The following is a 22889-nucleotide window of genomic DNA, read 5'->3' as shown; positions in this document are numbered from 1 at the left end:
GGCGCGCTATGCCCACGGGGTCGGCCTATAGGCGGCTGCTTGGCTCGCGGGATCGTGATGCACTGGAGTCTGCCTCTGCTGGCGACGAGGAGCAGATGACTGATCCGGCTGAGCTGCTGGCACGCCTAATGGACGATGTTCACTACCTCGAGGCCCACCTTGGCCAACGGGCCGATGCAGATGCGCTGGCTCGCCTGACAGCCGGTGCCACAGCGGGTCTTCGCGAACTGGTCGAACAAGGGTCATTGGCAAACCCTGGACCGGTTGAACGCGCCGCCCTCGAAGCTGTAGTTCACAGCGACGGCTCACGCCCCGTCCTGTTCGTGGAGGACGACTTCGTGGACCTTACGGCTCCGGCTGCGAAGGACTACGCCGCCGTTCTCTCGCAGGCACAGATGCACGTACGGGCTGCGTGCGAGGCCACGGGGCGGGTCGTCGATCCGGATGCCGCCCTTGGGTATCAAGGGACGGCTTGGGCCGTCGATGAGGGGATTGTTGTCACGAACTACCATGTTTTGCAGGCGATCTCCCACAACTCGTCTCGAGTGAAGGGCAGGTTCACCGGCACCCTTAAGGGAGGTGTGGCGGTCGACTTTGGCGGCGAGGTTGGTAACCCATCCACTTCAAGGCTCTTCCCGATTCGATCAGTTGTCGCTGTCGGGAGGCCAGGCGACCCAAGTCTCGCGAGCACGTCCCTTCGAGGGGTGAACTTCAGCGGTCTTGACTTGGCCGTGTTGGAGCTCTCCGAGGTTTCAGGTCAGCCCTTTCCCACCCCCGTCGAGGTGGCACGGGGTGACGACCCCACGACCCGAGGCGCTCTCGCCACGCGTGGACGTCTGATCTACGTGGTTGGATTTCCGGGCAGTGCACGGACCACGACGCCGGATGTCTTCGCCAGCCTGTTTGCGGGCGTCAAGGGTGTGAAACGGCTGACGCCGGGGATCCTCACCTTCGGGAGGGGCGACGCGGCAGGAGATGTGCGGCGGTGGGTGATCGGACACGATGCCAGCACATTGGGAGGCAGTTCCGGCTCAATCGTGGTGGACCTCGAGGCCGGGGGGCGCCTTGCACTCGGTATCCACTTTGCAGGAGATCCTGGCCGTGTGAACTGGGCCCACTCCTTGGAAGGCGCGACGGCGGATCTCGCGGCGGCGGGAGTGCCCGGATGGTGACATCGACGGTCAACTGGGACCCAGACGTGCTCGCCCTTGCCGCCTCAGTCAAGCCGGACATCCCTCGTATTCGCAATCTGCTCGACCAGCTTGGGATCAGAACGGCCGACTATGAGGACCCCTGCGACTACGTGGCAAGCGCTTTTGTCAATGCCGCAGGCCAAGGAAAAGCACTGGCTTTCCAAGCGGAACTGGTGAAGGCCGAACTCGTCGCGGAGGCCGCCGAGATGGCCACGAACGGCTTAGAGCACCAGATCTTGAGTCGGATCGGGTCCCTGCAGACCTTTACATCGTCTGTTTACTCTCCGACCGACGCCCGCGTCGCTGCGCGCCGAATGCTTCTTGCCAGCGATTTGGTGTGCCGGATCGACGTCGATGGAGATCAGCAAGGGACCGGGATCCTCGTGGCACCCACCCTTGTGGCGACTGCAGCACACTTAGTGGGGACGCTCGTCGATGCATCTCCGACGGGTGGATCGAGCCCTCTGCCTGGATCAAGCAAGCGGGTTAGCGTCACCTTCGGTGACATGGCCGACCTTCTTGAGGACTCCGATCAACCAACCTTGCTCAAAGGGACGCCCGCCCCCTTGGCGGCGAGTTGGCTTGCGTTCTACAGCCCCCCCGCTGTGAACGAGCTCAGCAACACCTTCGAGATTGACAGCACGGACGGTATCGGCGCTGAAGGTCCTTGGGATATCGCAATCCTGCGCCTCGCCCACCCGCGACCGTTCCGCACCGTGAAGCCGCCGAGGCGGCTCCCTCGGCAGCCCTTTCAAGTTCATGTTCTGCACCATCCGAGCGATGGGGCAGGAAAGGGCCTGCCGCTGCTCTGGTCGATAGGTCGGGTTGATCGGCGTCTCGGGGACCCACCCCTCCGCTTGCTCCACTCGGCCAACACCAGCGGAGGCTCGTCCGGCGCGCCCGTGTTCGACTCCCAGTTCCGTGTCATCGGGATTCACCAAGCCGGCGGGGTCCTTCCACCTGCTGTCCAAGACGCGGCAAACAACCGCGCCGTCCCGGTGACTCCTTGGGTTTCGCAACTGGCTGGGCTGGAACTGCCGGACGCTGCACCCGTGGTGGCGACCGTAGAGATAGCTGGGCCCCAAGGCTCGCCTATCAATCGAACGGTCATTGGGCGCCACGTAACAATCTCGCGTATTTGGCGAGGTATGAAAGTGGAAGCACCTGCTCGAGACCGGCTGTTGGCGGTGCTGGGTGACCCGGGTCTAGGACTGAGATTCACCAAACATCTCGTGCACGCCCTCGTGACGCAGTTCGGTGGTACCTACGCAGCTATCGACGTGGCCAACTGTCAAGGCGATGACGTCGACTCCTTCTCGGCAAAGGTGGCGGGCGCCTTCGCCGCCGGGCTTCCACCCAGACAGCCTAGCGGCCTGACGACTCGCCAGCGAGACACCCGCAACCAGACCGCGCCCGACCTCGCGAAAAGGCTCCAACGCATCGCCCGTCACACCGGCGCATGGCTTGTCTTGGAGGGGTTCGAAAGTCCGTCAGCGAACGCCTCACCCATCGTCATAGACCTCGTCCGCCAACTCATACTCGAACTTCCCAGCGCACCCGGCGTTCGACTTGTGCTCGCGGGATGGCGCGAGTCTCTACCCAGCGGCTTCGAGTCAAGCGTCGAGTACCTCGAGGAGCCCACGGCAGACGACGTATCGCGGAGCCTTCTGCCACCGGGTTCCCCTGACGATCTCGTAGGGCAACAACGACCCTTGGTGCAGACCCTGCTCGCGGCCTCAAAGACAGAACTCCCCAACGCGGGCCCGTACGAGATCGCCGAAGACGCACGCGCCAAGCTGGCGCGAATGCTTGCGGCAGCCATGGCAATGCACGCAGCTGAAGGGATCGGCACATGAGCACCGCGTCGCCGGAGCCGAAGCCCGAAGATCCGGCCCTGCGTGCCCTCGTGGAGGCGTGGACGGATCGCCCGCCGGAGGAGATGGCGGCCTTTACCCGTGGGCTACAGAGCGCAGCACCCGAACCAGAGGGACTCCTGGGTGCCGAGACCTCAGCCCTGGAACGAGTCCGTGTCCTTGCTGCGGTGAGCGGTGCGATCCATCCAAGGGACCTCGTGCCTGAACAGTGGGACCCGGCGCAGCGCAGCGAGTTGCTGGCAGCAGTCGCGGCAGAATTCGACCGCGCGGTCGTGCGCGGACGCATGCTTTGGACTCAGAGGTCCCTCCCGCGGCGACTAACGCTTGAGAGTCTGCGCGACAGCACAGGAGACGCGCTGAGAGACGCAGTCGCTGAGGCACAAAGCATCGCCACCGACGGTGCCGGAGAAGTACTTCGAGGGCTACTGTCGCGTCTGTTCGACGCCAGCCATCAGCCCGGTTGGCCGATGCTGTCGGGGGAAGCGCCACTGCCCTCCGATCTTGTAGCAAATGCCTCGGCTGCTGACGTCGCCCAGGCTCTCCTCTGGGCGTCTTCGCTGGTTGACGTCGGTACCGGACTGGCGTGGTCTGCAAGCCGAGCGCACGTCGCATCGATCCGATCCAGCTACGAGGGTCTCCTCGCCCACGGTGTTGTCGGAAGGGAAGATATTCAAGCGGTCCTCGAGCGGTTCGTTGACATGCCCATCGAGCTCAACGGTCCGATGCAGTTGCTCACTGTTGTGGGCCCCGGGGGAACGGGCAAGTCGACCCTGCTCGGAGAGCTCGTTTTTCGGCGCCAAGTCAGTTCGCCCCCATCGGCATCAGAGCCGGCCATTATTGTCATGGATCTCGACCGCGTCGCATTCCGGCCAAACACCGAGGCTGAGCTCGGATATGAGGTGACGCGTCAGCTTGCGTTCGCGTGGCCCGAGCTTGCTCAGTCACTGAGCGATGCGCGTGAGGCCGAGACCAGGGCTCGCTTGGGCCGCCGGGAAATCGCGACGGGTTCGAGCCCAGACATTGAGAACTCCATCCGCAGCTATTCGTCGTTCGAAGCGCGCGTGCGCACGGTCATTGACGGTTCGGCTAGGGCCAACCAGCCGGTCATCCTCGTGCTAGACACTTTCGAGGAGTGGCAGCGCGCCCGGCCGTATGTCGGGCCTCGGTCTAGCTGGAACGATCCCGAGCCGGTCATGGCCGACTGGCTCTCACGCCTGCACTACGGGATGGGTCTGCGCGGACTACGGGCCATCGTCTCCGGCCGAGCGGCGTTCTCTGCCATGCCCGGTCGTGCCTTGGAGCTCGGCGACCTCGAGGCGCCTGCTGCTGCCGAACTGTTGGTCCGACTCGGGGTCGCCGAGGCTGTGGCGCCACGGCTGGCGCAGCTCGTAGGCGGCAATCCTTTGAGCCTTCACGTCGCTGCCCGTTTCTTCGGAAAGCTTGGCCTGCGTCACCGAGAAGAGTTCCTCTCAAGCGAAGGCATCGATGCGGCACTGAATGAGGAACTTCGACGAGCGCTTCTCTACGACCGCTTCCTCAAACACATCCCGGACCAGCGTGTTCGCCGGCTCGCGCACCCAGGTCTTGCGTTGCGGCGAGTGACCCCTGGTCTAGTGCGCGAGGTGTTAGCCGAGCCTTGCGGATTCAAGAACCTCACCGAAGGCGATGCCGAGGCCTTGGTTGACAGCCTTGCCGACGAGGTATGGCTAGTCCGACGGGCACCGGACGGAAGTTTGCACCACCAGCCCGAAGTGCGGCGAACGATGTTGTCCCAGATGGCCCAAGACCCTCGGCAGCGAGACAAAATACGCGCCATCCACGAACGCGCGGCCGCCTGGTACAACCCTCGCCCATCGCTGAGCGATGAGACCACTCCGGACGCCATAGAGGCCTTTTATCACCGAATGATGCTCGAAACGGGGGACCCTCCTGTCGTACAAGGAGCTTGGCAAGCCGAGGCGGCAAAGAAGAGACAGCACGACGAACGGTTCGTCCGCGAACTCGGTGAGAGCGTGAGGGAGATGGCCCCTAAGGTCGAGGCCCAACTTCGCCTGTTACGAGGCGATGAGATCACACGATACCAAGCCTCCCTCCTGCCAGCTGACCTTTGGCACGAGCACGTCCGTACGCAAGGTGCCGCTCTGCTGCAAGTTGGCGACGCCGCAGGAGCTGTTGAACTATTCCGGAGCCGGGAGTGGGACAGATACCAGGGCGGCCCGACCTGGCTCGCGCAGGCATATTGCGAGGCTGCCCGGTGGAACGAATACGCAGCCGAGACGGCCGGAATGTCCTTGCGTTGGGAGCGATACGACTGCGTGAACAGACTCGTGTCGGAGAATGCCACTCTTCGGGACGAGATGTCGACCACGCGTTCCTTCGGAGGTTCAGACCGCGAGGGGGCATTCACCATGACGTTCATGGCCGCGCTGGCCCGCGCCGCCACGGGCAAATCCCTCCATGAGCTTCACGAGCCGCTGTTCGACATTTCAATCCCGCCGCAGCCGCAATTCCCGGTCGACCAACTTCGTCAGTACCTAGTCCATCGACTCACTGGCGCACCGCTTGGAAGTCGACCAAATTCAGCCATCGTCGTGGCGGACATCGCCGGCCTATTTGTGCCTGATCCGCAAGTGATGCGCGGTTTCATGCCCCTGCTGCCCGATGCCTCCGAGGAACTGCTCCGAATAGCCGATGAACTGGAGGGTCTCGCTGAGCGCGGTCGAAGGACGAGTTCAGGCGACGGCCGCGCTCCCAGGACTCATGACCTGCTTGGTAACTACTCATCCGACGTTGCCGAGCGACTCCGTGGTAAGTCCCGCCTCTTCGACTCCCAGCTCAACGCGAATGCACTCCGTGCTCTGCGAGGAGACAACCCTGAGCTGCGCCCCGCCATCAGATACGAACTCTTCCGCGTCAGACCAAACAACGGATGGCTGAAGACGCTTGGAGAGCTCGCAATAGAGGTGCTACCCATCCCGCCAGTCGATCTACAGCCCGATTCCCTCCCGCTCATGACTGACCCCACGGCGCGGACTTGGCTCGTCACACTTGTTGACTATGTTGACCGATCTCGATGCACTCACGAGTTTCTCCGCGAAGTGCAGCAGCGACATCCGCAACCAGCCCAGCTAGACACAATCGTTAATGCGTTCAGCAACTGGAGCGACGCCCACTCGGCGCTCCTCCTTCGCCCCGAACTACGAGGTCTCGCCAAGTAGGCGCTGTCGGCCACTCGGTCTCAGCGCGATCATTGATGATGCCTCTCCAAATGATGCAGCGGAAAAGATCCAAAGGCTGGCCAAGTCAGAGGTACGCTCACAGATCTCGAGCGTTGGCAATTGGCTGTAGTTGGTGACGCACCGATTTGGGTCAGACTAGTGCGCACCGCCTGACGCTCATTTTCGCCTGGCGAGCCGTGCTCGCCCTCAAGCGCCGGCGCATCGGCTCGCCGGCCCAAGCTCGCAGTCTCGGACTCCGCCTACCCGGGTGCCTCGGCCGGTTCAAGCGCGGGAAGAGAAGCCGAATGCCGAACTGATCGAGCACTGAAAGGATGCGTGGGAGAGCTGGCAGAAACGCGGCGCTAGGGCCAGAATTGCCATGATCGAAGAGACCCACGTCCGCAGCACAACTGTGGACCTCGGCCACGAAGGGCCGGGTTCATGCGCTTGCCCCATGGCCCGTCCTAGGGGCGAGAGTCGCCCCTAGGATCGATTCCGAGGGTCGGGACTGCGTCCGCCATGCTCACCGGATCGAGCGCAAACGGGATCAGTGGGCCATCTGGTCGATCGAGACAGCGGCACGTGACCCCGTACGAGTTTGAGTGAAGCATTCTCGCCCTGCCCTCCCGCCCTCGATATACAATGCGTAGCCAGTGTGCGCGCGTCAGCGTGAGCCCATCGACAAAAGAAATCGGTACGCGGACCATTCAGAGGCCGGAGATAGCTCCTTGATCATAACAGGCAGTAGCGGACGAACTTGGAAAGTAGATCCTACGTCAATTAAGAGGGGCGGTTTCGGGGATGTCTACCATGCGAGTGCTTCTGATAACGGGGCTCCCGTTGCCGTGAAGCGGGTCGCACTTCCGGGAGCTGCCGACAATCTCGATTTGAAGCGTCGACAGAGAGAGTTTGACATAGGAGAGTTGCTCCAATTCGCTGCGGCAAACGGAGCGGAAGTTGAGCACCTCTTGGTTCCACTCGATACGGCAGAATTCAACAACGAATTGTTTCTTGTAATGCCCCGAGCCGACGGCAATCTGGACGAACTCCGGGGCGAGTATTCAGACCTCATCTCGAAGATCCACGTGCTGATTCAGGTCGTCGAGGGCTTAGTGGAGTTGTCTGGCCTCGGCATTTTACACCGAGACCTGAAGCCATCGAACGTGCTCCGCGTGGGAGGGGTCTGGAAAGTGGCGGACTTCGGGATGTCCCGTAACCTTGAGGAAAGCACTGCCAGTCACTCCTTTATGGGAGCCGGGACGCGGCCGTACATGGCACCCGAGATCTGGACCGGTCAGCGGGCAACCGTAAAGACGGACTTGTATGCGTTGGGGGTCTTGACCTACGAGTTGCTCGAGGGGCAGCGCCCGTTCGTGGTGCAAAGAGGGGACGACTGGCCACGAGTTCATCGCGAAAAGGAGCCGTCTCCCCTGCCGTTGGGTAATCCGACACTTCAACGTCTCACGCTCCGTCTGCTCAATAAGGATCCCGCCAAACGGCCACGCAACGCTCAGGACGTCCTCGACATCCTCAGGAGCAATGTCTCGGCGACATCCACGTCGGTCGCCGTCACACATCTTGCCCAGAAGGCTGCTGACCGGGAAGTCCAGATGCATCGCTCAGTGGCGGTTCAGAATAGGCTACAGGGACTTGAGGCGCGCCTACAGGCCGCTGCCCGCGAATCCTTCGAGGATCTAAAGGAACTGGCTTTTCGAGCTGCAGACGAACTGCGGAGTCAGATACCAGATGCCGTTGCGGTAGTGGACGATGACGAAATCACACTGAATGCGCCGACCGCCAGCCTAAGAATGACCGTCAGCCCCGCCCACCATGTTGCCACGACCTCCAAGCCGACATTATGGCAGGGCTTCGTGTTTCACGGGCACAGAATGGTTGGACTCCTGTTTTGTGTAATCGACCAGCAGCGCCGCTCAACTTGGCAGCTTGTGCATTATGAGGTCCCGCAACGCCACCAGGAAGGTCCCGACTCATTTGCGCCATGGACAGAGGAGACGGCGCTCACCTATGGGATCCGGCCCCACATGGCTCCGCGGTGGATTCCGCCGAGCCCTGGCAAGAAGATGCAGAGCACTTTGAGCACTGAGGTCCTGCTCGAAATACTGGCCAAAACATCGAAGGACGAAGAGGGTTCGCTCTTGACAGATATACGCCGGCTGGCACAGGCTCGAAATCGAGAGACGGATGAATGGCGTCGATTCCTTGATCGCTTCGAGGGTGAGGAGTAGCGGGGAAGTCCCAACTTGCGGCAGTGGTGTCGGCATGAGCGTTCTCACGCCGCGCATTGGCCATCTCCCTGCTGGGGCATGGAGAACTTGCTTCCGGAAAGGCCCCGGAAAGAGCCACGCTAGGGCGCACCGTGGCCACGGTGGATGGTGTGCAGGCTGGCTGGAAGGCCGTGCGGCAATAAGTCCTCTGCGGGGAGGGTCTAGTCGCCGCCTCGGATCTCGCTGTGGAGCGAGTGGGCGGCGCCTCCCTCTTGGGCGCTGCTCCTCATGTTTCAGGGTCAGGCACGATATTCCCCGGTGCCTCAGAGCCGCCCGGGGCTTTCGGCGGGCAAGGATCCTCGTGGGAGACGCGTGCGGGACCGCTGGGCGGACTCCCAGTGAAGAAGTCTACTTTGTTGGACTTTACGAACTCTTCGTCGCGCGCTCCGAGTAGGATCCCCGCCAGGGCAACTAGGAGGTGTTGTGAGCGACTCACTCATGAAAGCGGCGGAAGTGACCTTCCCCGCCCTCGGGCCAGGATCGGGCGTGACACCCGCTGTCGCGGCCAGCGAAGCTGGCAGGTCCCCCTACTCAGCCACCGAGCGTAAGCAGCGGTTGCGTGTTCGAGCCGGAGATCGAGAGCTCACGCTCGAAGTCGTTCACCAGGCGCGTGAGGCCAAGGCGTCGAGCGGCGAGATCAGCAACACTGACCCTCGGGAGTTCTCAGAGGACGTAGCAGGACAGCAACAGAGAATCGCGACCGAGGCTATCCTCGGGGCGAAGGGGTCCAAGTTCATTGTGGCGGTAATCATCAATGGTCATGATGATCTTCACTAGGAGCCGTCTCTGATGGGGGAGGGGGAGGGCGAAGCGGGGGTGCCCGCCAGCGCCGTTACAGATGAAGAACCTCTGGAGCATGATGAGGATCCCCCCGAAGGGATCGATGTCGACGAAATTGCCAGTCGCGTGCATACGCTCGCCGCCGATCGAGTTCTCGCAGGGAACCACCTCGCTGGCAATAGAATCTACGGTAACATCAACATATCCCAACGCAATGACCCGCCAATCCAGATTACGGACCTTACGGCGTTTGCAAGGACAACAGCCGCCACCTTTCTCACCCCACCCTCTCAGCGAGATCTTGTGGCTGCGCTTTCGTCAAATTCCATTGTTGGAGTAGTGGGAAAGCGCGCGTCCGGTCGTCGGACGAGTGTTGCCATGGGCTTTCTGGAACGCGGCGCCAAGCGCATCATTGAGTTGCCCGCTGACACTGACGCGAGCACACTTATAACTGCAATCGAATTCCTGGTAAGTGACCCAGAGCCTCGATCACTTGGTGTGCTCATAGGTGTGGACGATGCGAACCTAGTCACGGGGCTTAGCTTGGCGCGCCTGTCGAACCTGCGAGCGATGCTAGCTGGCGGCGACAAGTGGCTTGTCTTCATCATGAGTCCGGAGAAGAACGCGCAGATCCATGGGCTGGAGACAATCTGCAAGGTGGTCGCAGTTGCCCCGCCTGAGCCTTCGGCACTCGCGCGTGCACTCGCAGAACAGGTGATGCTCGCCCCCGAACAGTCGCGACTACTTCGGCAGGCGCTGAGCATGATGGATGGGCCCAGTTACGTGGATGCCGCTCGCTTGGCAGCGCTTCTTCAGCGGCGCCCAGAGTTCTCTGCGCACGAATTACTGGAAGAGCATAGCGGTAGCGCCGTCGCAAACGCGCTTAACGAATGGATCGAGCCGGGCAGATCACCAGGCGAGATTTCCCAACTCATCGCGGCCGCTGTCGGAGCAGGCTTATCTGCTGATGTGATTCACACTGCAGGAACCCGCCTAAGGCGGCTGCTTGAATCCCGAGAGAGCGCACAGGCGAATCTTGAAATATTGGGCGGCTCGTCTCAAAGGTCCCCCTTTTGGAGATCAGCGAAACGGGAGGCGCAAACACATTTTGGCGCGGTGAACGTGGAGATCACTGAGATGATCCCACCTTATGACACGCGTTCCGTCCTCACTTGGTTATGGGACAACCTTGATCTGGACGCCCGACTCTCGATGCTTATGTGGCCACGAGACTTCGCATGTGAGGGATCCCAGGCCGCCACGGTCGCATGCGGGATAGCAGCCGGCATTCTGTTCGCTGCCGAGCCGAAGACGGTAGAACGTGAATTACTCCGCGCCTGGGCCAAGTCTGACCGCCCCTTGGGAAATCAGGCCGCGGGGCTTGCTGTGGGCATACCATTCGTCATGGGTGGAGATGGAGAACTCAGCCGTAGGTTGGCGGCTTCATGGGCACAATCTCCGTCGCGAAGCATGCGAACCACTGCGATCAGGGCGTACGGAGGTCCCTTAGGCGCTTGGGACCCTGACGCAACCGCGGCCGGCAAATTGTGGCGGATAGGGGTGGCCGATCCCTCGCTTTGGCCGGATGTGGATAGGGCTTTAGGCGATCTATATTGTTCAGGAGTCGATGCCAACCGAATCCGTTACGTCATTCTACTTCACTATGTCGGTGTGACAAACCATGATGGGCCGGGCGTGCGGAGAGCGTATGCGGGTCTTAGGTGCCTCATGGAGTCCTTGTTTGCAAGTCGGCTCACATCAAGGCAAGCGCTGCGACAATCTCTTGACAACCCTGTCCAGGCCGCGGCAATGCGTCGCTTCCAGGCCGTGGTGGCTCGTGGCGGTTGTGTCGCGCCGGAGGGCCCGTCCCTCAAGCGGATGTTCGCCTACTGGGAGTCCGGCGAGCGAGCGGTCACGGTGCCGGCCTACCAACGGGCTTTCATCGAGCTCTACGACGCGCCCGCTGAGGCGCTGGGGTTCGTGCCACCCGACGAGACCGGTCGCGTCGCAGAGGTGCGCGAGACGCCGTTTGCACTGATCCGCGTCGACCGCGACCTCGTGGAGATCTTCGAGGCACAGACTCAGATGCTGCGGCTGCTCGATCGGCGCCTCGGGTCGGCCCTGCAGGCCGCGCAGATCGAGGCCCACACCCAGCAGATCGCGTCAGTCCTGCATCGCACCGTCGGCCCCGGTCGCCCTGCTGTGGCCCGCGCCCTCGCGGAGGCGGCCGCCCTGGCGGGGTGGCAGGCACTCGACCGGGCCGACATCGCGTCGGCGTGGGAGTTCCACGAGACGGCCAAGGCGGCAGCGCTCGAAGGCGGCGACGCGTCCATCGAGGCGCACGTCGTCGCCCAGCAGGGACTCGTTCTCCTCGATACTGAACATCCTGTGCTGGCAGGCGAATCCGTGGAGGTCGCTGTTGCCCAGTCGAGCAACACGCCTCCCGTCATGAGGTCTTGGCTGGCGGCCGCGGCCGCAGAGTGCCACGCCAGCGTTGGCGACGCACCAGCCGCTCGTCGATGCCTCGATCAGGCGGCGTCCCTCTTGCTGGCTGAGGACGGCAGCGAGGTGCCCTACCTCATGCTGACCGAGGAGCACCTGGCGCGCTGGCGTGCGCACTGTCTCGCGAAACTCGGCGACCTCGAGGCCGTTGACGCGGCGAACGTCGCGAGCCGCGCCGAAGGCGACTCGGTGCGCGCAGCCACGTCGCTGCACACGGACCTGGCCACGGCATACCTCAACGCTGGTGAGCTCGACGCGGCCGCCGCTGAGGCCGAGCGAGCCCTGGGCATGGCCGAGCGGCACGGTTCCGAGCGACAGCGCCGGCGGCTACTCGCGATCCGCGCGCGGTGCGAAAGCGAGCAGGTGCAGCAGGCCGATCAGTGTCCCTGAGTTGAGGATCTTTCCTTCGTCGATGAGCCGGGGTACGGCGGTCACGGGGATCCACTCGAAGTGCCCCTCATCGCGCTCGCTGGGCTCGCCCACCCGGTCGGCTCCCGTCGCGAGGAACAGGTGGTGCCTGCTCCGCAGCATGCCAACCATAGGCTCAAAGCTCACCAGGTGGCGGATCGACGTGGCCTGGTGGCCGGTCTCCTCGACGATCTCCCGCGCCACCGTCGCCGCGGGATCCTCGCCCGCCTCGACGAGACCACCGGGCAGCTCGTAGTTCCAGACGTCGGACACGAACCGGTGTCGCCAGCTGAGCAGCACGTGGTCCCGGGCGTCATCGAGGACGACCGCCATCGCCGCCTCCGGCATGGTCACCGTGTGGTGCTCGAAGTGTTGCCCGGACGGCAGCACCACCTCGGCCTTGCCAAGCGTGACCCACTTGCTCTCATAGATCGACCGTTCCCCGAGGACCTGCCATGCATCCGTCTCGACCGGGTCGCCCATCGGGTGATCGCTCCTCCCTGCGGCGTCGAGTGACGCGTTCGCGCCCGTATGCCGCTCAGTCGGCTCCAACCCTATGCGCCCATCCCTGAGGGCTGAGGCGGGAGCGACGAACGACCTGGGCGAGGCCGTAACGGCGGTCATCCGAGTTGTGAGCGTCTGAGCCCGGCCTCTCGAGACTTCTGCCGGAGTGCGCCGACCGGCTCGCCGAGGAGCCGCTCGGCCCGTGCGAGCCCGGACACCTGGACGAGCGCGACCTGCGCCTCGCCGAGCGCGGTCTCTGCACGGTCGAGCCGCTCCCGCGCACGGTCCCGCACCCTCAGGGCAGCGGTGACAGCGCTGAGCGCGTCGGACTCGGACTTCTGAGCCGCCCGCAGCCGGGCACGGGCGGATTCGGCGGTGGGGAGGGACTCGGACATCGTGACTCCTCGGTCGTGTACATACGTGAGGCAAACCCGATGGCCGGGACAGCATCCAGCCCGGCAGCGTCCGGCGGCACCGGGTGAGCCGCCCAGCGCTCTCGAACATCTGTTCGGCATGGGCGATAATGGGTGGATGGCAGGCGGCATGGGACGCGGGAGGGGCGTGCCGCTGCGCGACCGTCCGGTGGTCACGCCGGGCGGGCCGCGTCGTCAGCCGAGTCATCACTGCTGGGTCGAAGGGCCGGCGGAGAGTCCCGGGCCGTGGCCGGGCGTCGTCGTCGAGTGGCGCCGGGACCCAGCCAGCAGCACGTGGTCTGCGCTCGTGGTCTACGTCGTCAACGACGATGCTCGACCGACCACGATCCAGACCTGGCTCGACGCCCGCCATTTGCGCCCCGTGCAGCAGACCTGACCGCTCGCCATTCCGAGCTTGGGCTCGCCAGGCCGTCGCTGCTGAGCCCACTCAGGTGCCACCGATGGACATCCCCCACCGAACACCGACGGCGGCCCTCACCGAAGCCAGCCCTCGCCCGCCTGACATCCTCGCGACCAGCCAATTCCTCGTCCCACACGTCTGGCACCGAGGTGAGGGACGGGCCGGGTGGTGCCCCCGGGCGAGGGTTGTTCAGGGTGTGACGATGTCGATCCGCCGGATGACGCTGGGCTCCGGCTACCGGTACCTCATGGCCTCGGTCGCTCGCGGCGACGCCGATGGCCGGACTGCGTCGCCGCTGACCGACTACTACACGCAGGTGGGCACCCCTCGCGGCCGGTTCCTCGGCCGCGGCTTGGCCGGCTTGGACGGTGGAAGCGGCATCGCTCCCGGCTCGGTCGTGACCGAGGAGCAGCTGTGGCGAATGCTTGGAATGCTGCAGGACCCGGCCACCGGCGTTCCGCTGGGACGGTCCCCGGGCATCAGCCGGACGGCCTACGTCGACGCTCTGGGCCGGGCGCGGAAGACGCCCAAGACGGTGGCCGGGTTCGACCTGACCTTCTCCGCGCCGAAGTCGGTGTCGGTGGCATGGGCTCTCGCCGACGAGCCGACCCGGGCCCGGATCCGCGCGGCGCACCAGGCGGCGTTGGAGTTCGTGATCGGGCACGCGGAGGAGCGGGTGTTTGCAACGCGCACCGGACGCGGCGGGGTCGTCTCGGACGACGTCCGCGGGGTGGTCGCTGCCGCGTTCGAGCACTGGGACTCCCGCGCCGGGGACCCGCAACTGCACACCCATGTCGTCGTGCTCAACCGAGTGCAGGCGGTGTCCGACGGCGGCTGGCGCACCCTCGACAGTAAAGCGATGTTCCGGGCCGCGGTCGGACTGTCTGAGCTGTACAACGGCGTCCTGTCCGACCTGGTCACGGCCGACCTCGGGTATGGGTGGGCGCCGGAGGCCCGGCGGCATTCCGGGGTGGAGAAGTGGGAGGTCACCGGGGTCGGGAAGGCGTTGCGAGCGGAGTTCTCTCAGCGCAGCACGGAGATCGAGGTCGCCAAGGATGTCCTCGTCGAGCAGTTCGTGGCATCGCACGGTCGGCAGCCGACCGTCCGGGAGGTGCTCCAACTGCGGCAGCAGGCCACCCTCGCCACTCGACCCGACAAGCACCTACGGCCGCTGTCGGAGATGGTCGGCGGTTGGCGTAAGCGCGCCGAGCCGCACGTCGGCGCATCCACAGAGGTGCAGCAGGCGTGGGTCGCGAGCCTCGCCGACCGTAACGACCTTCCGCGGTTGCGGCCCTCGGATCTGGCGGAGGAGATCCTCGCCGACGCCGCGCGTGTCGCCCTCGAGAACGTGGCAGCCAAGCGAGCTACTTTCACGCGCGCCAACATCCTCGCGGAGGTCCTTCGGCAGGTCGCCGGCGTTCGCTTCATTACTCCCGACGAGCGCGTCGCGACCGCAGAGCACGTCGCCGACATCGCGCTCACCCGTGCCGTCCGCCGTACCCCAAACGACGCGGGACTCGAGCTGCTTCCGGATGGACTGCTCCGACCGGACGGCACGTCGCGGTTCCGTCCTCGAGACTCGATCAAGTACACCAGCCGTGAGGTCATCGACGCCGAGCAGCGTCTCCTCGACGCCGGTCGCTCGGTCGGTTCACCCGCCGTGGATGAGCATTCCGCGGCCGTAGCGGCGGCACAGCCGCTGCCGGGCCGTGACCATCCGCTGTCCGCGGAGCAGGCCGATGCCGTATGCCGTGTGGCTGGTTCCGGACGGAGCCTAGACGTGCTCGTCGGGCCGGCTGGGACGGGCAAGTCCACGACGATGGCCGGAGTCCGCGCGGTCTGGGAAGCGACGTTCGGGCCGGGAAGCGTGGTCGGGCTCGCGCCGTCCGCGGCGGCTGCCGAGGTCCTCGCCGACGCCGTCGGGGTGCAGACGGAGAACACGGCCAAGTGGCTCACCGAGCATGCCCGACTGCCCGAACGACAAGCGCGTCTCGACCGGCTGCGCGCCCGGCTGGACCGTGCCAGCCCCTCTTTGCGCACGCGTGCCATGGCTCTTGAGGCGCGTCGTGCCTCCGACGACATCAATCGCTGGCGGCTGCGTCCCGGGCAGCTGGTCATCATCGATGAAGCGAGCATGGTCGGAACCCTCGAGGTCGACCAGATCGCTACCGCGGCCAATGCGGCGGGTGCCAAGGTGCTGCTCGTCGGGGACTGGGCCCAACTGTCACCGGTGCAGGCCGGGGGAGCGTTCAAGCTGCTCGCGACCGACCGCGATGACGCGCCGCAGCTGCACGACGTGCGCCGCTTCCGAAAAGAATGGGAGCGCGACGCCTCCCTGAAGCTGCGCACCGGGCGCCCCGCAGCCGCGGACGAGTACGACAAGCACGGCCGCGTCATAGGCGGCGACCGAGATGCCGTCCTCGACGCGCTATTCACCGCATGGCAAGCCGACGTCACCGCAAGGCGCACCTCCCTCATGATCGCGGCCGACGCCCAGACCGTCACCGACCTCAACACGCGTGCCCGCGCACACCGCGTCACCACCGGCGACGTCTCTGAGGAGGGCATCACGGTCAGGGCCGGCACCACCATCGGCGAGGGCGATCACATCGTCACGCGGCTGAACCAACGCGACATCGTCACCGGCGAAGCTCGGAATGGCGCCTCCGCCCAGGTAGGGGAGTGGGTCAAGAACGGCGATCAGTGGATCGTCACCGAGACCTTCACCGATGGATCCATCCGGGCCCGCAGGCCGGTGGGCGGGCGCGCCGTGACGCTTCCCGCGGACTATGTGTGTGAGCATGTCGAGCTGGGCTACGCCACCACTGCTCACCGTGCCCAAGGCCGAACCGTCGACACCGCCCACGCATACGTGACGGCGACCACGACCCGGGAGCCGCTGTACGTCATGGCCACCAGGGGACGGGAGTCGAACCGGCTCTACGTCGACACGATGCACGACCCGGACGTTGCGACCGCGCACGACGACATCGAGCCCATGCAACCCGTCCAGGTGCTCAAGGCGGTCCTAGCGAGGCCCGGATCGGACACTTCAGCGACCGCGACGCGCGTCGCTGAAGCCGCTGCCGTGGCTAGTCCGAGCAGACTGGCCGCCGAAGGTGCCGCAGTCCTCGAGGCTCGTCGCGAAGACCGCTACCTCGACATTCTCAGGACCGCCGGGGTGACAGAGGCCGAGATCGACCACGCGAAGAAGACCGACACTCTGCGACCCCTGATCGCTCGCATGCACCACGCCGAACGCTTCGGGATAGATCTCGACGACGTGGCTGTCCGCGACCGCTGGAAACGCAATGTGAGCGCGAGCAGTGCCGATCTCCTCAGTCATTGGAATGGTGCACTCGTTGGCGAAATGGGCCGCCGGCGCAACATTCGGGACTCATGGCCGCAGGTCGAGCCCCCGGAATCAATGCGGCCTGCTGGCCCCACGATGAAGTGGTAACGCAGGGCCTGCCTTTTCGGCGTGTACGAGGCGGGCCCGCCGTCCACCCTTGCACTCAACTGGGCTCGGTCATCACCCACGAGGGCGCAGCTTCGACTCTGAAAGCGCTCTGTGCCGCCAAAGTCAGTTCGACGATCGCCGACAGGCGCGCCACCTTCACCCGTGCCAACCTGCTCGACGAGACCCTCCGCGAGCTCCTCTGAGTCCGCTTTGCTAGCCCCAGCCGACCGTGTCGCGGTGGCCGAGAAGTCCACGACGTATGCCGTCGGGCGGGCCGTAATGCTCAACCCGGCAGAGCTCGGGCTGGTTCCCGACGCGCTGCAGCGCCGGACGGTCGAGCAAGTTCCCGGCCCGCAACAACGAGGTGTAACGCCACCCAAGAGTTCCTTGACGCAGAAGCGATCCCGTCCGGCCGGAAGGTACTGCTTGGCGGAGCAGGCCGCTGCGGTGTCAACGGTCGTCACTTCCGGCCGTCGACTCGACCTGATCGTCGGCGCCGCCGGCACCGGCAAGTCCACCACCATGGCCGGTGTCCGCGCCGCCTGGGAAGGAGCCCACGGGCCCGGCTCGGTCATCGGCCTCGCCCCATCGGCCGCGGCGGCGGAGGTCCTCGCCGACGCCCTCGGCGTCCCCACCGAGAACACCGCCAAGTGGATCACCGAGCACCGCCCCCTCCCCGAACGACGCCATGAGATCGAGGCGTGTGCCGCTCGGCTGGCTCACGCCTACCCCCCAGCGACCCGGGAACTGCAGAAGCAGGCGGCAGCTAGCTCAGCGGCATACGACCGCTTCAACGTGCGGCCGGGGCAGCTGGTGATCGTCGACGAGGCGTCCATGGCGCCACGATGGACCTGGACTACATCACGGCCGCCGCCGCGCGGGCGGCCGCGAAGGTGCTCCTGGTGGGGGACTGTGCGCAGCTGTGGTCAGTGCGGGCCGGAGGCGCGTTCAAGCTCCTCGCCGACACCCGGCGGGACGCGCCCGCACTGCACGACGTGCGCCGGTTCCGGCACGAGTGGGAACGCGCCGCCTCGCTCAGGCTCCGTCAACGTCAAGCGTCCAAGAAGACGCGGGGACCCTTCTGGAAGTAGAGCGACGCACGATCCGACAAGTCCTGGATCTCTGCCTCGGTCAAGTCCGCCTGCTCGGCAACCATGTTCAACGCGGGAAACCACCATGTCGACACGAGGTTGCCCAGGTGCTGCCGCTGGACGGACGGGTCAGCATCTGTCTCGACCCGCATGGCCAACAAGCAGCGCATAACCATGAGCAACGATGACGTCCGCTTGTCCAGGAAGTAGAGCCAGAAGGGAAACTTGTCGTCGAGCTTGTCCAGGAACGAGCAGACCTCGGCTACCTCGCTGAGCTCGCGGGGGTCGTCGTCGTACCCGTGTACGGAGACCATCACCCGTTCACGGAAGTACTTGATTCGATCGGGCGTGGCAATCAGCTGCTCCAGTTGCCCCAGTGTCTCATCGATGAATCCGCTCTCGACATGCTCCCTCGAGATGACGATGTGCAGAGGGTCGGGCTCCATCGCAAGCAGCAGGTCAATGTCAGCTTCCGCCGCCTCCATGTGATCATCCGCGACTGAGCGCGCGCGCCGTTCAGCTGTGGCCACGACGTCGGTAGATGACGTGGCCCTCTCTCCGTTGAGGGATCCCATACGTGCCTCCGCGGCCCTCCATGCATGGTCCACGAGCTTGTCGAGCGCCTTCGGGGAGGCCACCGGCACGTCGAGCCGGGCACCTGAACGCATCTCGACGTGCAGGACGGGCTTGAGGTCTTCGACGTCGAGGTGAACGCCCGCCAGATGGTCAAGGGGTGCGGCGAGAGCGATGCGGGGCTGCGGCTCCATGTCGACCAGCAGCAGTCGTTGGTTCGTCTGGATCACCACACCGTCATCGCCACCGGAAGCCCAGGCGTAATACTTCGCTGTCTCTCCATCTAGGAAGTGATCAGCGAGGGCTCTCCCCAGGTTCGCCTGCGTGGAACGTCCGACCTTGTGCTTGCGCTTGAACACGGGCATGCCAATCGTCTCGTGGGTTTGTTGCCGGATGCGGCGCCCTGCCGCGCGGACAAATCAGAGGAAGTCGTCGTAATAGTCGTCCACGTCGGTGGTAGGCAAAGCGGCGGCGACGGCGCCGACGGGTGGCGCGGTGGCGTCGATCGTCTCCAAGTGGTTTTCGGTGACGGCGTCGAACTCACGCCATTCCCGAATCTCTTTGCCCTTGAGGGTGCTCAGGAAGAGATATGTCGTCGCGCGGGTCAGGCCGACGAACAAGAGCCCGGTGCGGTTCTGCCGCCCGGCGCGTGCGAACTCCGATTCGTAGAGCCGAGGGAGGAACACCGAGTCGAAGGACAGGCCCTTTGCGCTGTGATAGGTGAGCACCTTGACCGCGCTCGTCGTCATGTCCAGCGACTTCTTGTCCTCAACATCGAATCCGGCCTCGCGGAGGGCCTTGGCCAGCCCATAGGCATAGAAGTTGGTCGGCAGCAGGACGGCAATGCTCTGCGTCTCGCTCATGCGGGCGCGGAGTGCTGAGTGGAAGAACTCGTCCTCTACGGCGCGGTCGGAAGCGAGCACTCGGCGGGACGTGATCTCGTTCCTGGCGATACCCACAGTACGCGGCAGGGCGGCCCGGTCCTCGGCATCGACGGCAACTGCCGCGGCGATCGCGGTAACGGCCCGCGAGCACCGGAAGGTGGAAAGGAAGGTTGAAGTCTCGAATCGCAGATCCAACGCGTTGAGGATCTGATCCGCGGGAGCCCCTCGTTCGTACAACTGCTGACGGGCGTCCAGCACGACTGTGACGTGTCGACTCAGCCTCGAGAGGGTGATGATGTCAGAGGCGCTCAGGTCCTGTGCCTCGTCGACGAAGACAGCATCCCAGCGGGCTTTGGGAGGAAAGAGGCTTCCCGTCATCCTGTCTTCGACGAGTGACCCCACGGCATCCCGAACGAAGTTGTGCCTCTCGTCTTCGCTCAGCTCCTTTGGTATTCGGACTCTCTTGCCCGTCAGGTCTTGATGCAATTCACGCATCAGCGCGTCGTAGCTGATGACCATGTCCTCGGGGAGGCCGAACTCCCTCAGACCGGCTCGAATGTAGTCCTCAAGGGCGTTGGTGTACGTGACCAGGCGAATGCGCTCGGGTTCGTACCCCAGCTCAATGAGGAATCGGGCCCGGTGGACGAGAACCAAGGTTTTGCCGGACCCAGGCGCACCGATTCCCGCAACATGGCGCGACGTCGGGTACTGGACGAACCTCTGCTGGTCCGGCGTCAGGGATGCGAAAGTGACCGCCCTCATAGGGGGAGATCCGCTTCGGGCAGGACACCCTTCGTGGTTGAGGCTTGGGCAACCCGACGCCGTGAGTCCTTGATGGAGTCACGGAGTGACTCGTCGCCCACTTGCCGGGCGACGTAGTCCATCCAGTGCAGATCGAAGTCACTTGCTGTGCGTGGATGCCCGAACTCGCTCAAGGCCGAGCGAAACTGGCTTTCGGCTTCAGTCGCACGCCCGAGTCCCTTGAGGATCCTGCCCCGCAGGGACTGGGAACTCCCGTCGGGATCCGCAGCCATGGCGGTGTCGACAGCATCTAGTGCCTCTTCCAAGCGACCGCATTGCTCGAGACGCCATGCCAGATTCCACAGGAGCCATGCTTCTGCTCGAGGCGCTGCCCGGCGGAGGGCGTGGAGTGCCTCCTCGCGGGCGCCTTGCTCCCAGAGCACATTGGCCAGGTCGTTGGATGCAGTCGCATAATCCTCGTCGGACTCCGCGCGCTGAAGAACGAAGCGAGCGGAGTCGGCAGCCTTCTGGAGATGCCCCACTGCTCGGTAGAGGTCGACAAGCTGCTCTCGGATTTCCAACTTCTCCCGTGGCGTTGCCGAGGGGTCACCGTGATCGGCTTCGAGTTCCAGGATCCGATCTCGCGCTACCTGCGGGTTCACCACATACGACCATGGCCTGTCGATCTGGAAGGTGTGCCGAGCACCGCAGGCAAACTCGCACTCAAGAGCTACCTGCTGATTCGCGTCCATCCGCGCCCGGAGCGTAAAGGAGTCGCCGTCTTGAGCGTCGACCGGAACTTCGATCACTTGGTTTTGGACCGTGACTCCATTGCGGGTGAAGCTGAGCCGCAGCCCGTTGCTCTTGCTCCCGTCCGACAGACGCAGCGGAATCACGCGACCCCGAGGATCGTCGGGCCATGGAACCACGGTGCCTTGGGGGATGACCTCACGTGGATCCGTTGCCGTTTCGATGACCAAGGCCTCGTCACTGCGTGGAACGACGAGTGGAGATGTCTCATCCAGCGCAAGCGAGAAGGACTGCAGGGCTGCGCCTTGACTGATCTCTGTCTGTGCGAGGGGGTGATCGGAGCCGTGGATCGCGAGAGGTATGACGCCGAGGTGGTCCGCAAGAGCGTCCTGCAAAAGCGTTGTGTGAGAGGTGCCGCCGGCAAGGAGCAGTGTCGTCTCCTGGGCGTCCCATCCCCGGCGATCCAGCAGCTCCCGAAGCGGAGCGAAGATCGAGGCGGACTCGTAGTACTCGCCATTTCGGGGCAGGCTCTCGTCGGGGTCCAGATAAGCAGCCATCACGCACGCGAACTCCTCGGCGTTCATGGACACGGACCCTGCCGGCAGGGTGAGGGCGGCCCCCTTGGGAATCTCGAGGTGCACGTCGCGTGACGTGCGCTCTTCCAGGTCCGACCAGTCGGAACCGACCGTTCGCCGCGCAGCCATGCGACGACTGAGCTTCGTCTTAAGTTCCTCAGCCGTGTCCAGAAGGCCCGGGATAATGACGGAGGCGAGTTGCGTGTAAGTCCATTCCTTGGGGTCACAGCCATTCAGCTCGCCCAGTGCCGGAAGGAGGTGCTCCACAACGATGGCCCTGTCGATATCTGATCCACCGAGACGGCAGTAACGGGAGGTGCCCGAGACGTTGACCTGCACTTGCCGGTGCGTCGGCTCGACCGAGAGCAGCGCCACGTCACTCGTGCCGCCGCCGACATCCAAAACCATGTAACGGCCGGCAGCGACACCCTCGGCGCGTTGCGCTGCAAAAGTGAGGAAGGCCGCGACGGGTTCATCCATCAAGTCGTAGGCCTTGAGGCCGATTCCGGACTCCAGGGCAGCCTTAGCCGTGTCTTCGCGCTGCGTCAGCTGGAATGACGCAGGCACCGTGACGACGACGCGATCGAAACGCCCTGGATAGGCCTCTTGGGCGCCGGCAACCAGAAAACGAAGGATGTGTTCCGCGACCTTCGCGGGATTGTTCAGATGCTCCGGTGCCTTCGGGTACTGCTTCCGGGTGCCGATGTCGTTCTTCGTCGCGGTGAAGGTGTCCATGCCCTCCCGTGGCGGGCGCCCTCGCTCGCGTACGACGTCGCGAGCCTCTTCGCCAACCGCAGTGGTTCCGTCAGCGCGCACGGCGACAACCGAGGGCACGAGAGCGCTTCGTTTCGGACCAGCGCTGGTGCGCTGCCGGATCGGCACGACGTCCAGCTCAGGTTCATCCTCGGGGTCACCCGTCCACGCGATTCGAGTGACCGTCGAGTAGGTGGTGCCCAAATCGATACCCAACGCCACCACTGCGTCCCTTGGCGTGTCCAAGGTCGAGCCGAAGAGCGCACACCAGTCGATTTGCTGCACAGAAGTCCCCCAGTTTCCCAAATGCCCGAAACGGCAGGACGCAACCTAGCAGCCTCTGAGGTCGCTGTCCGCGGTTTGGCGCGTCGGGTGCACCTTTGCGCCACAGGTGTTCCGGGGTGCCACCCGGGGGCCGTCGACGCTGTCATGGGGGAGAAGTATGGTGCTCGCACGCGACACCC

Annotated in this window: 13 protein-coding genes and 1 pseudogene; 9 read left to right on the top strand and 5 right to left on the bottom strand. The window is 64.5% G+C overall.

Features of this window, described 5'->3' with window-relative positions:
* The first annotated feature begins 95 nt into the window (after positions 1–95).
* The 6 genes from DFJ68_RS14460 to DFJ68_RS14435 all read left to right on the top strand — a co-directional run bounded on the left by DFJ68_RS14460 (position 96) and on the right by DFJ68_RS14435 (position 12242).
* Complete coding sequence (locus DFJ68_RS14460; protein WP_211333374.1) at positions 96–1172, top strand: trypsin-like serine peptidase; 1077 nt, start codon at positions 96–98, stop codon at positions 1170–1172.
* Positions 1166–3049 (top strand): trypsin-like peptidase domain-containing protein, encoded by a 1884-nt coding sequence (locus DFJ68_RS14455; protein ID WP_121034294.1) that lies wholly within the window; start codon positions 1166–1168, stop codon positions 3047–3049. The genes DFJ68_RS14460 and DFJ68_RS14455 overlap by 7 nt, the downstream gene beginning before the upstream one ends.
* Positions 3046–6285: an ATP-binding protein gene (locus DFJ68_RS14450; protein ID WP_121034292.1), complete on the top strand. Its 3240-nt coding sequence runs from the start codon at positions 3046–3048 to the stop codon at positions 6283–6285. The genes DFJ68_RS14455 and DFJ68_RS14450 overlap by 4 nt, the downstream gene beginning before the upstream one ends.
* A gap of 653 nt (positions 6286–6938) precedes the next feature.
* Positions 6939–8531, top strand: a complete 1593-nt coding sequence (locus DFJ68_RS14445; protein WP_121034290.1) for a serine/threonine-protein kinase — start codon at positions 6939–6941, stop codon at positions 8529–8531.
* 462 nt (positions 8532–8993) lie between these two features.
* A complete protein-coding gene (locus DFJ68_RS18150) occupies positions 8994–9347 on the top strand; it encodes a hypothetical protein (protein WP_147431603.1) in 354 nt (117 codons plus the stop codon).
* A 1812-nt stretch (positions 9348–11159) separates the two neighbouring features.
* Complete coding sequence (locus DFJ68_RS14435; protein WP_121034287.1) at positions 11160–12242, top strand: NsdA family TPR-like regulatory protein; 1083 nt, start codon at positions 11160–11162, stop codon at positions 12240–12242.
* Here DFJ68_RS14435 and DFJ68_RS14430 read toward each other — a convergent pair.
* Together DFJ68_RS14430 and DFJ68_RS14425 are read right to left on the bottom strand one after the other, a co-directional pair.
* Positions 12180–12743 carry an NUDIX hydrolase gene (locus DFJ68_RS14430; protein WP_121034285.1) on the bottom strand — a complete coding sequence of 188 codons (564 nt, stop codon included), beginning with the start codon at positions 12741–12743 and terminating at the stop codon, positions 12180–12182. The two genes, DFJ68_RS14435 and DFJ68_RS14430, sit on opposite strands and share 63 nt — an antisense overlap.
* A gap of 137 nt (positions 12744–12880) precedes the next feature.
* Positions 12881–13159: a hypothetical protein gene (locus tag DFJ68_RS14425; RefSeq protein ID WP_121034283.1), complete on the bottom strand. Its 279-nt coding sequence runs from the start codon at positions 13157–13159 to the stop codon at positions 12881–12883.
* Between the two features lie 136 nt (positions 13160–13295).
* Between DFJ68_RS14425 and DFJ68_RS18145 the strand changes: the two genes are divergently transcribed.
* The 3 genes and pseudogenes from DFJ68_RS18145 (at position 13296) to DFJ68_RS19110 (ending at position 18149) form a co-directional block, all read left to right on the top strand.
* Positions 13296–13574, top strand: coding sequence for a hypothetical protein (locus tag DFJ68_RS18145; RefSeq protein WP_147431601.1), 279 nt, complete (start codon positions 13296–13298; stop codon positions 13572–13574).
* Between the two features lie 226 nt (positions 13575–13800).
* Positions 13801–17058: a MobF family relaxase gene (gene mobF, locus DFJ68_RS14420; protein WP_245963667.1), complete on the top strand. Its 3258-nt coding sequence runs from the start codon at positions 13801–13803 to the stop codon at positions 17056–17058.
* A gap of 279 nt (positions 17059–17337) precedes the next feature.
* Positions 17338–18149 (top strand): annotated as a pseudogene (locus tag DFJ68_RS19110) (AAA family ATPase).
* Here DFJ68_RS19110 and DFJ68_RS18820 read toward each other — a convergent pair.
* From DFJ68_RS18820 to DFJ68_RS14405, 3 genes are read right to left on the bottom strand one after another with little or no spacing between them, the layout of a single operon-like run.
* Positions 18110–19087 (bottom strand): hypothetical protein, encoded by a 978-nt coding sequence (locus tag DFJ68_RS18820; protein ID WP_245963666.1) that lies wholly within the window; start codon positions 19085–19087, stop codon positions 18110–18112. The pseudogene DFJ68_RS19110 and the gene DFJ68_RS18820 overlap by 40 nt on opposite strands.
* Before the next feature lie 54 nt (positions 19088–19141).
* Positions 19142–20368, bottom strand: a complete 1227-nt coding sequence (locus DFJ68_RS14410; protein WP_121034281.1) for a UvrD-helicase domain-containing protein — start codon at positions 20366–20368, stop codon at positions 19142–19144.
* Entirely contained in the window at positions 20365–22710 is a 2346-nt protein-coding gene (locus DFJ68_RS14405) for an Hsp70 family protein (protein WP_147431599.1), read from the bottom strand. The genes DFJ68_RS14410 and DFJ68_RS14405 overlap by 4 nt, the downstream gene beginning before the upstream one ends.
* Between the last annotated feature and the right edge of the window lie 179 nt (positions 22711–22889).

Source organism: Terracoccus luteus (genome assembly GCF_003635045.1).
Lineage (GTDB): Bacteria > Actinomycetota > Actinomycetes > Actinomycetales > Dermatophilaceae > Terracoccus > Terracoccus luteus.
This window is presented reverse-complemented; position numbering and strand designations above follow the sequence as displayed.

Bases quoted from the DNA above. Each gene is read 5' to 3' on its own strand.
- DFJ68_RS14410 (WP_121034281.1), bottom strand. From the start codon at position 20,368: ATGAGGGCGGTCACTTTCGCATCCCTGACGCCGGACCAGCAGAGGTTC.
- DFJ68_RS18820 (WP_245963666.1), bottom strand. From the start codon at position 19,087: ATGCCCGTGTTCAAGCGCAAGCACAAGGTCGGACGTTCCACGCAGGCG.
- DFJ68_RS14425 (WP_121034283.1), bottom strand. From the start codon at position 13,159: ATGTCCGAGTCCCTCCCCACCGCCGAATCCGCCCGTGCCCGGCTGCGG.
- DFJ68_RS14450 (WP_121034292.1), top strand. From the start codon at position 3,046: ATGAGCACCGCGTCGCCGGAGCCGAAGCCCGAAGATCCGGCCCTGCGT.
- DFJ68_RS14435 (WP_121034287.1), top strand. From the start codon at position 11,160: ATGCGTCGCTTCCAGGCCGTGGTGGCTCGTGGCGGTTGTGTCGCGCCG.
- DFJ68_RS14430 (WP_121034285.1), bottom strand. From the start codon at position 12,743: ATGGGCGACCCGGTCGAGACGGATGCATGGCAGGTCCTCGGGGAACGG.
- DFJ68_RS18145 (WP_147431601.1), top strand. From the start codon at position 13,296: ATGGCAGGCGGCATGGGACGCGGGAGGGGCGTGCCGCTGCGCGACCGT.
- DFJ68_RS14460 (WP_211333374.1), top strand. From the start codon at position 96: ATGACTGATCCGGCTGAGCTGCTGGCACGCCTAATGGACGATGTTCAC.
- mobF (WP_245963667.1), top strand. From the start codon at position 13,801: ATGTCGATCCGCCGGATGACGCTGGGCTCCGGCTACCGGTACCTCATG.
- DFJ68_RS14455 (WP_121034294.1), top strand. From the start codon at position 1,166: ATGGTGACATCGACGGTCAACTGGGACCCAGACGTGCTCGCCCTTGCC.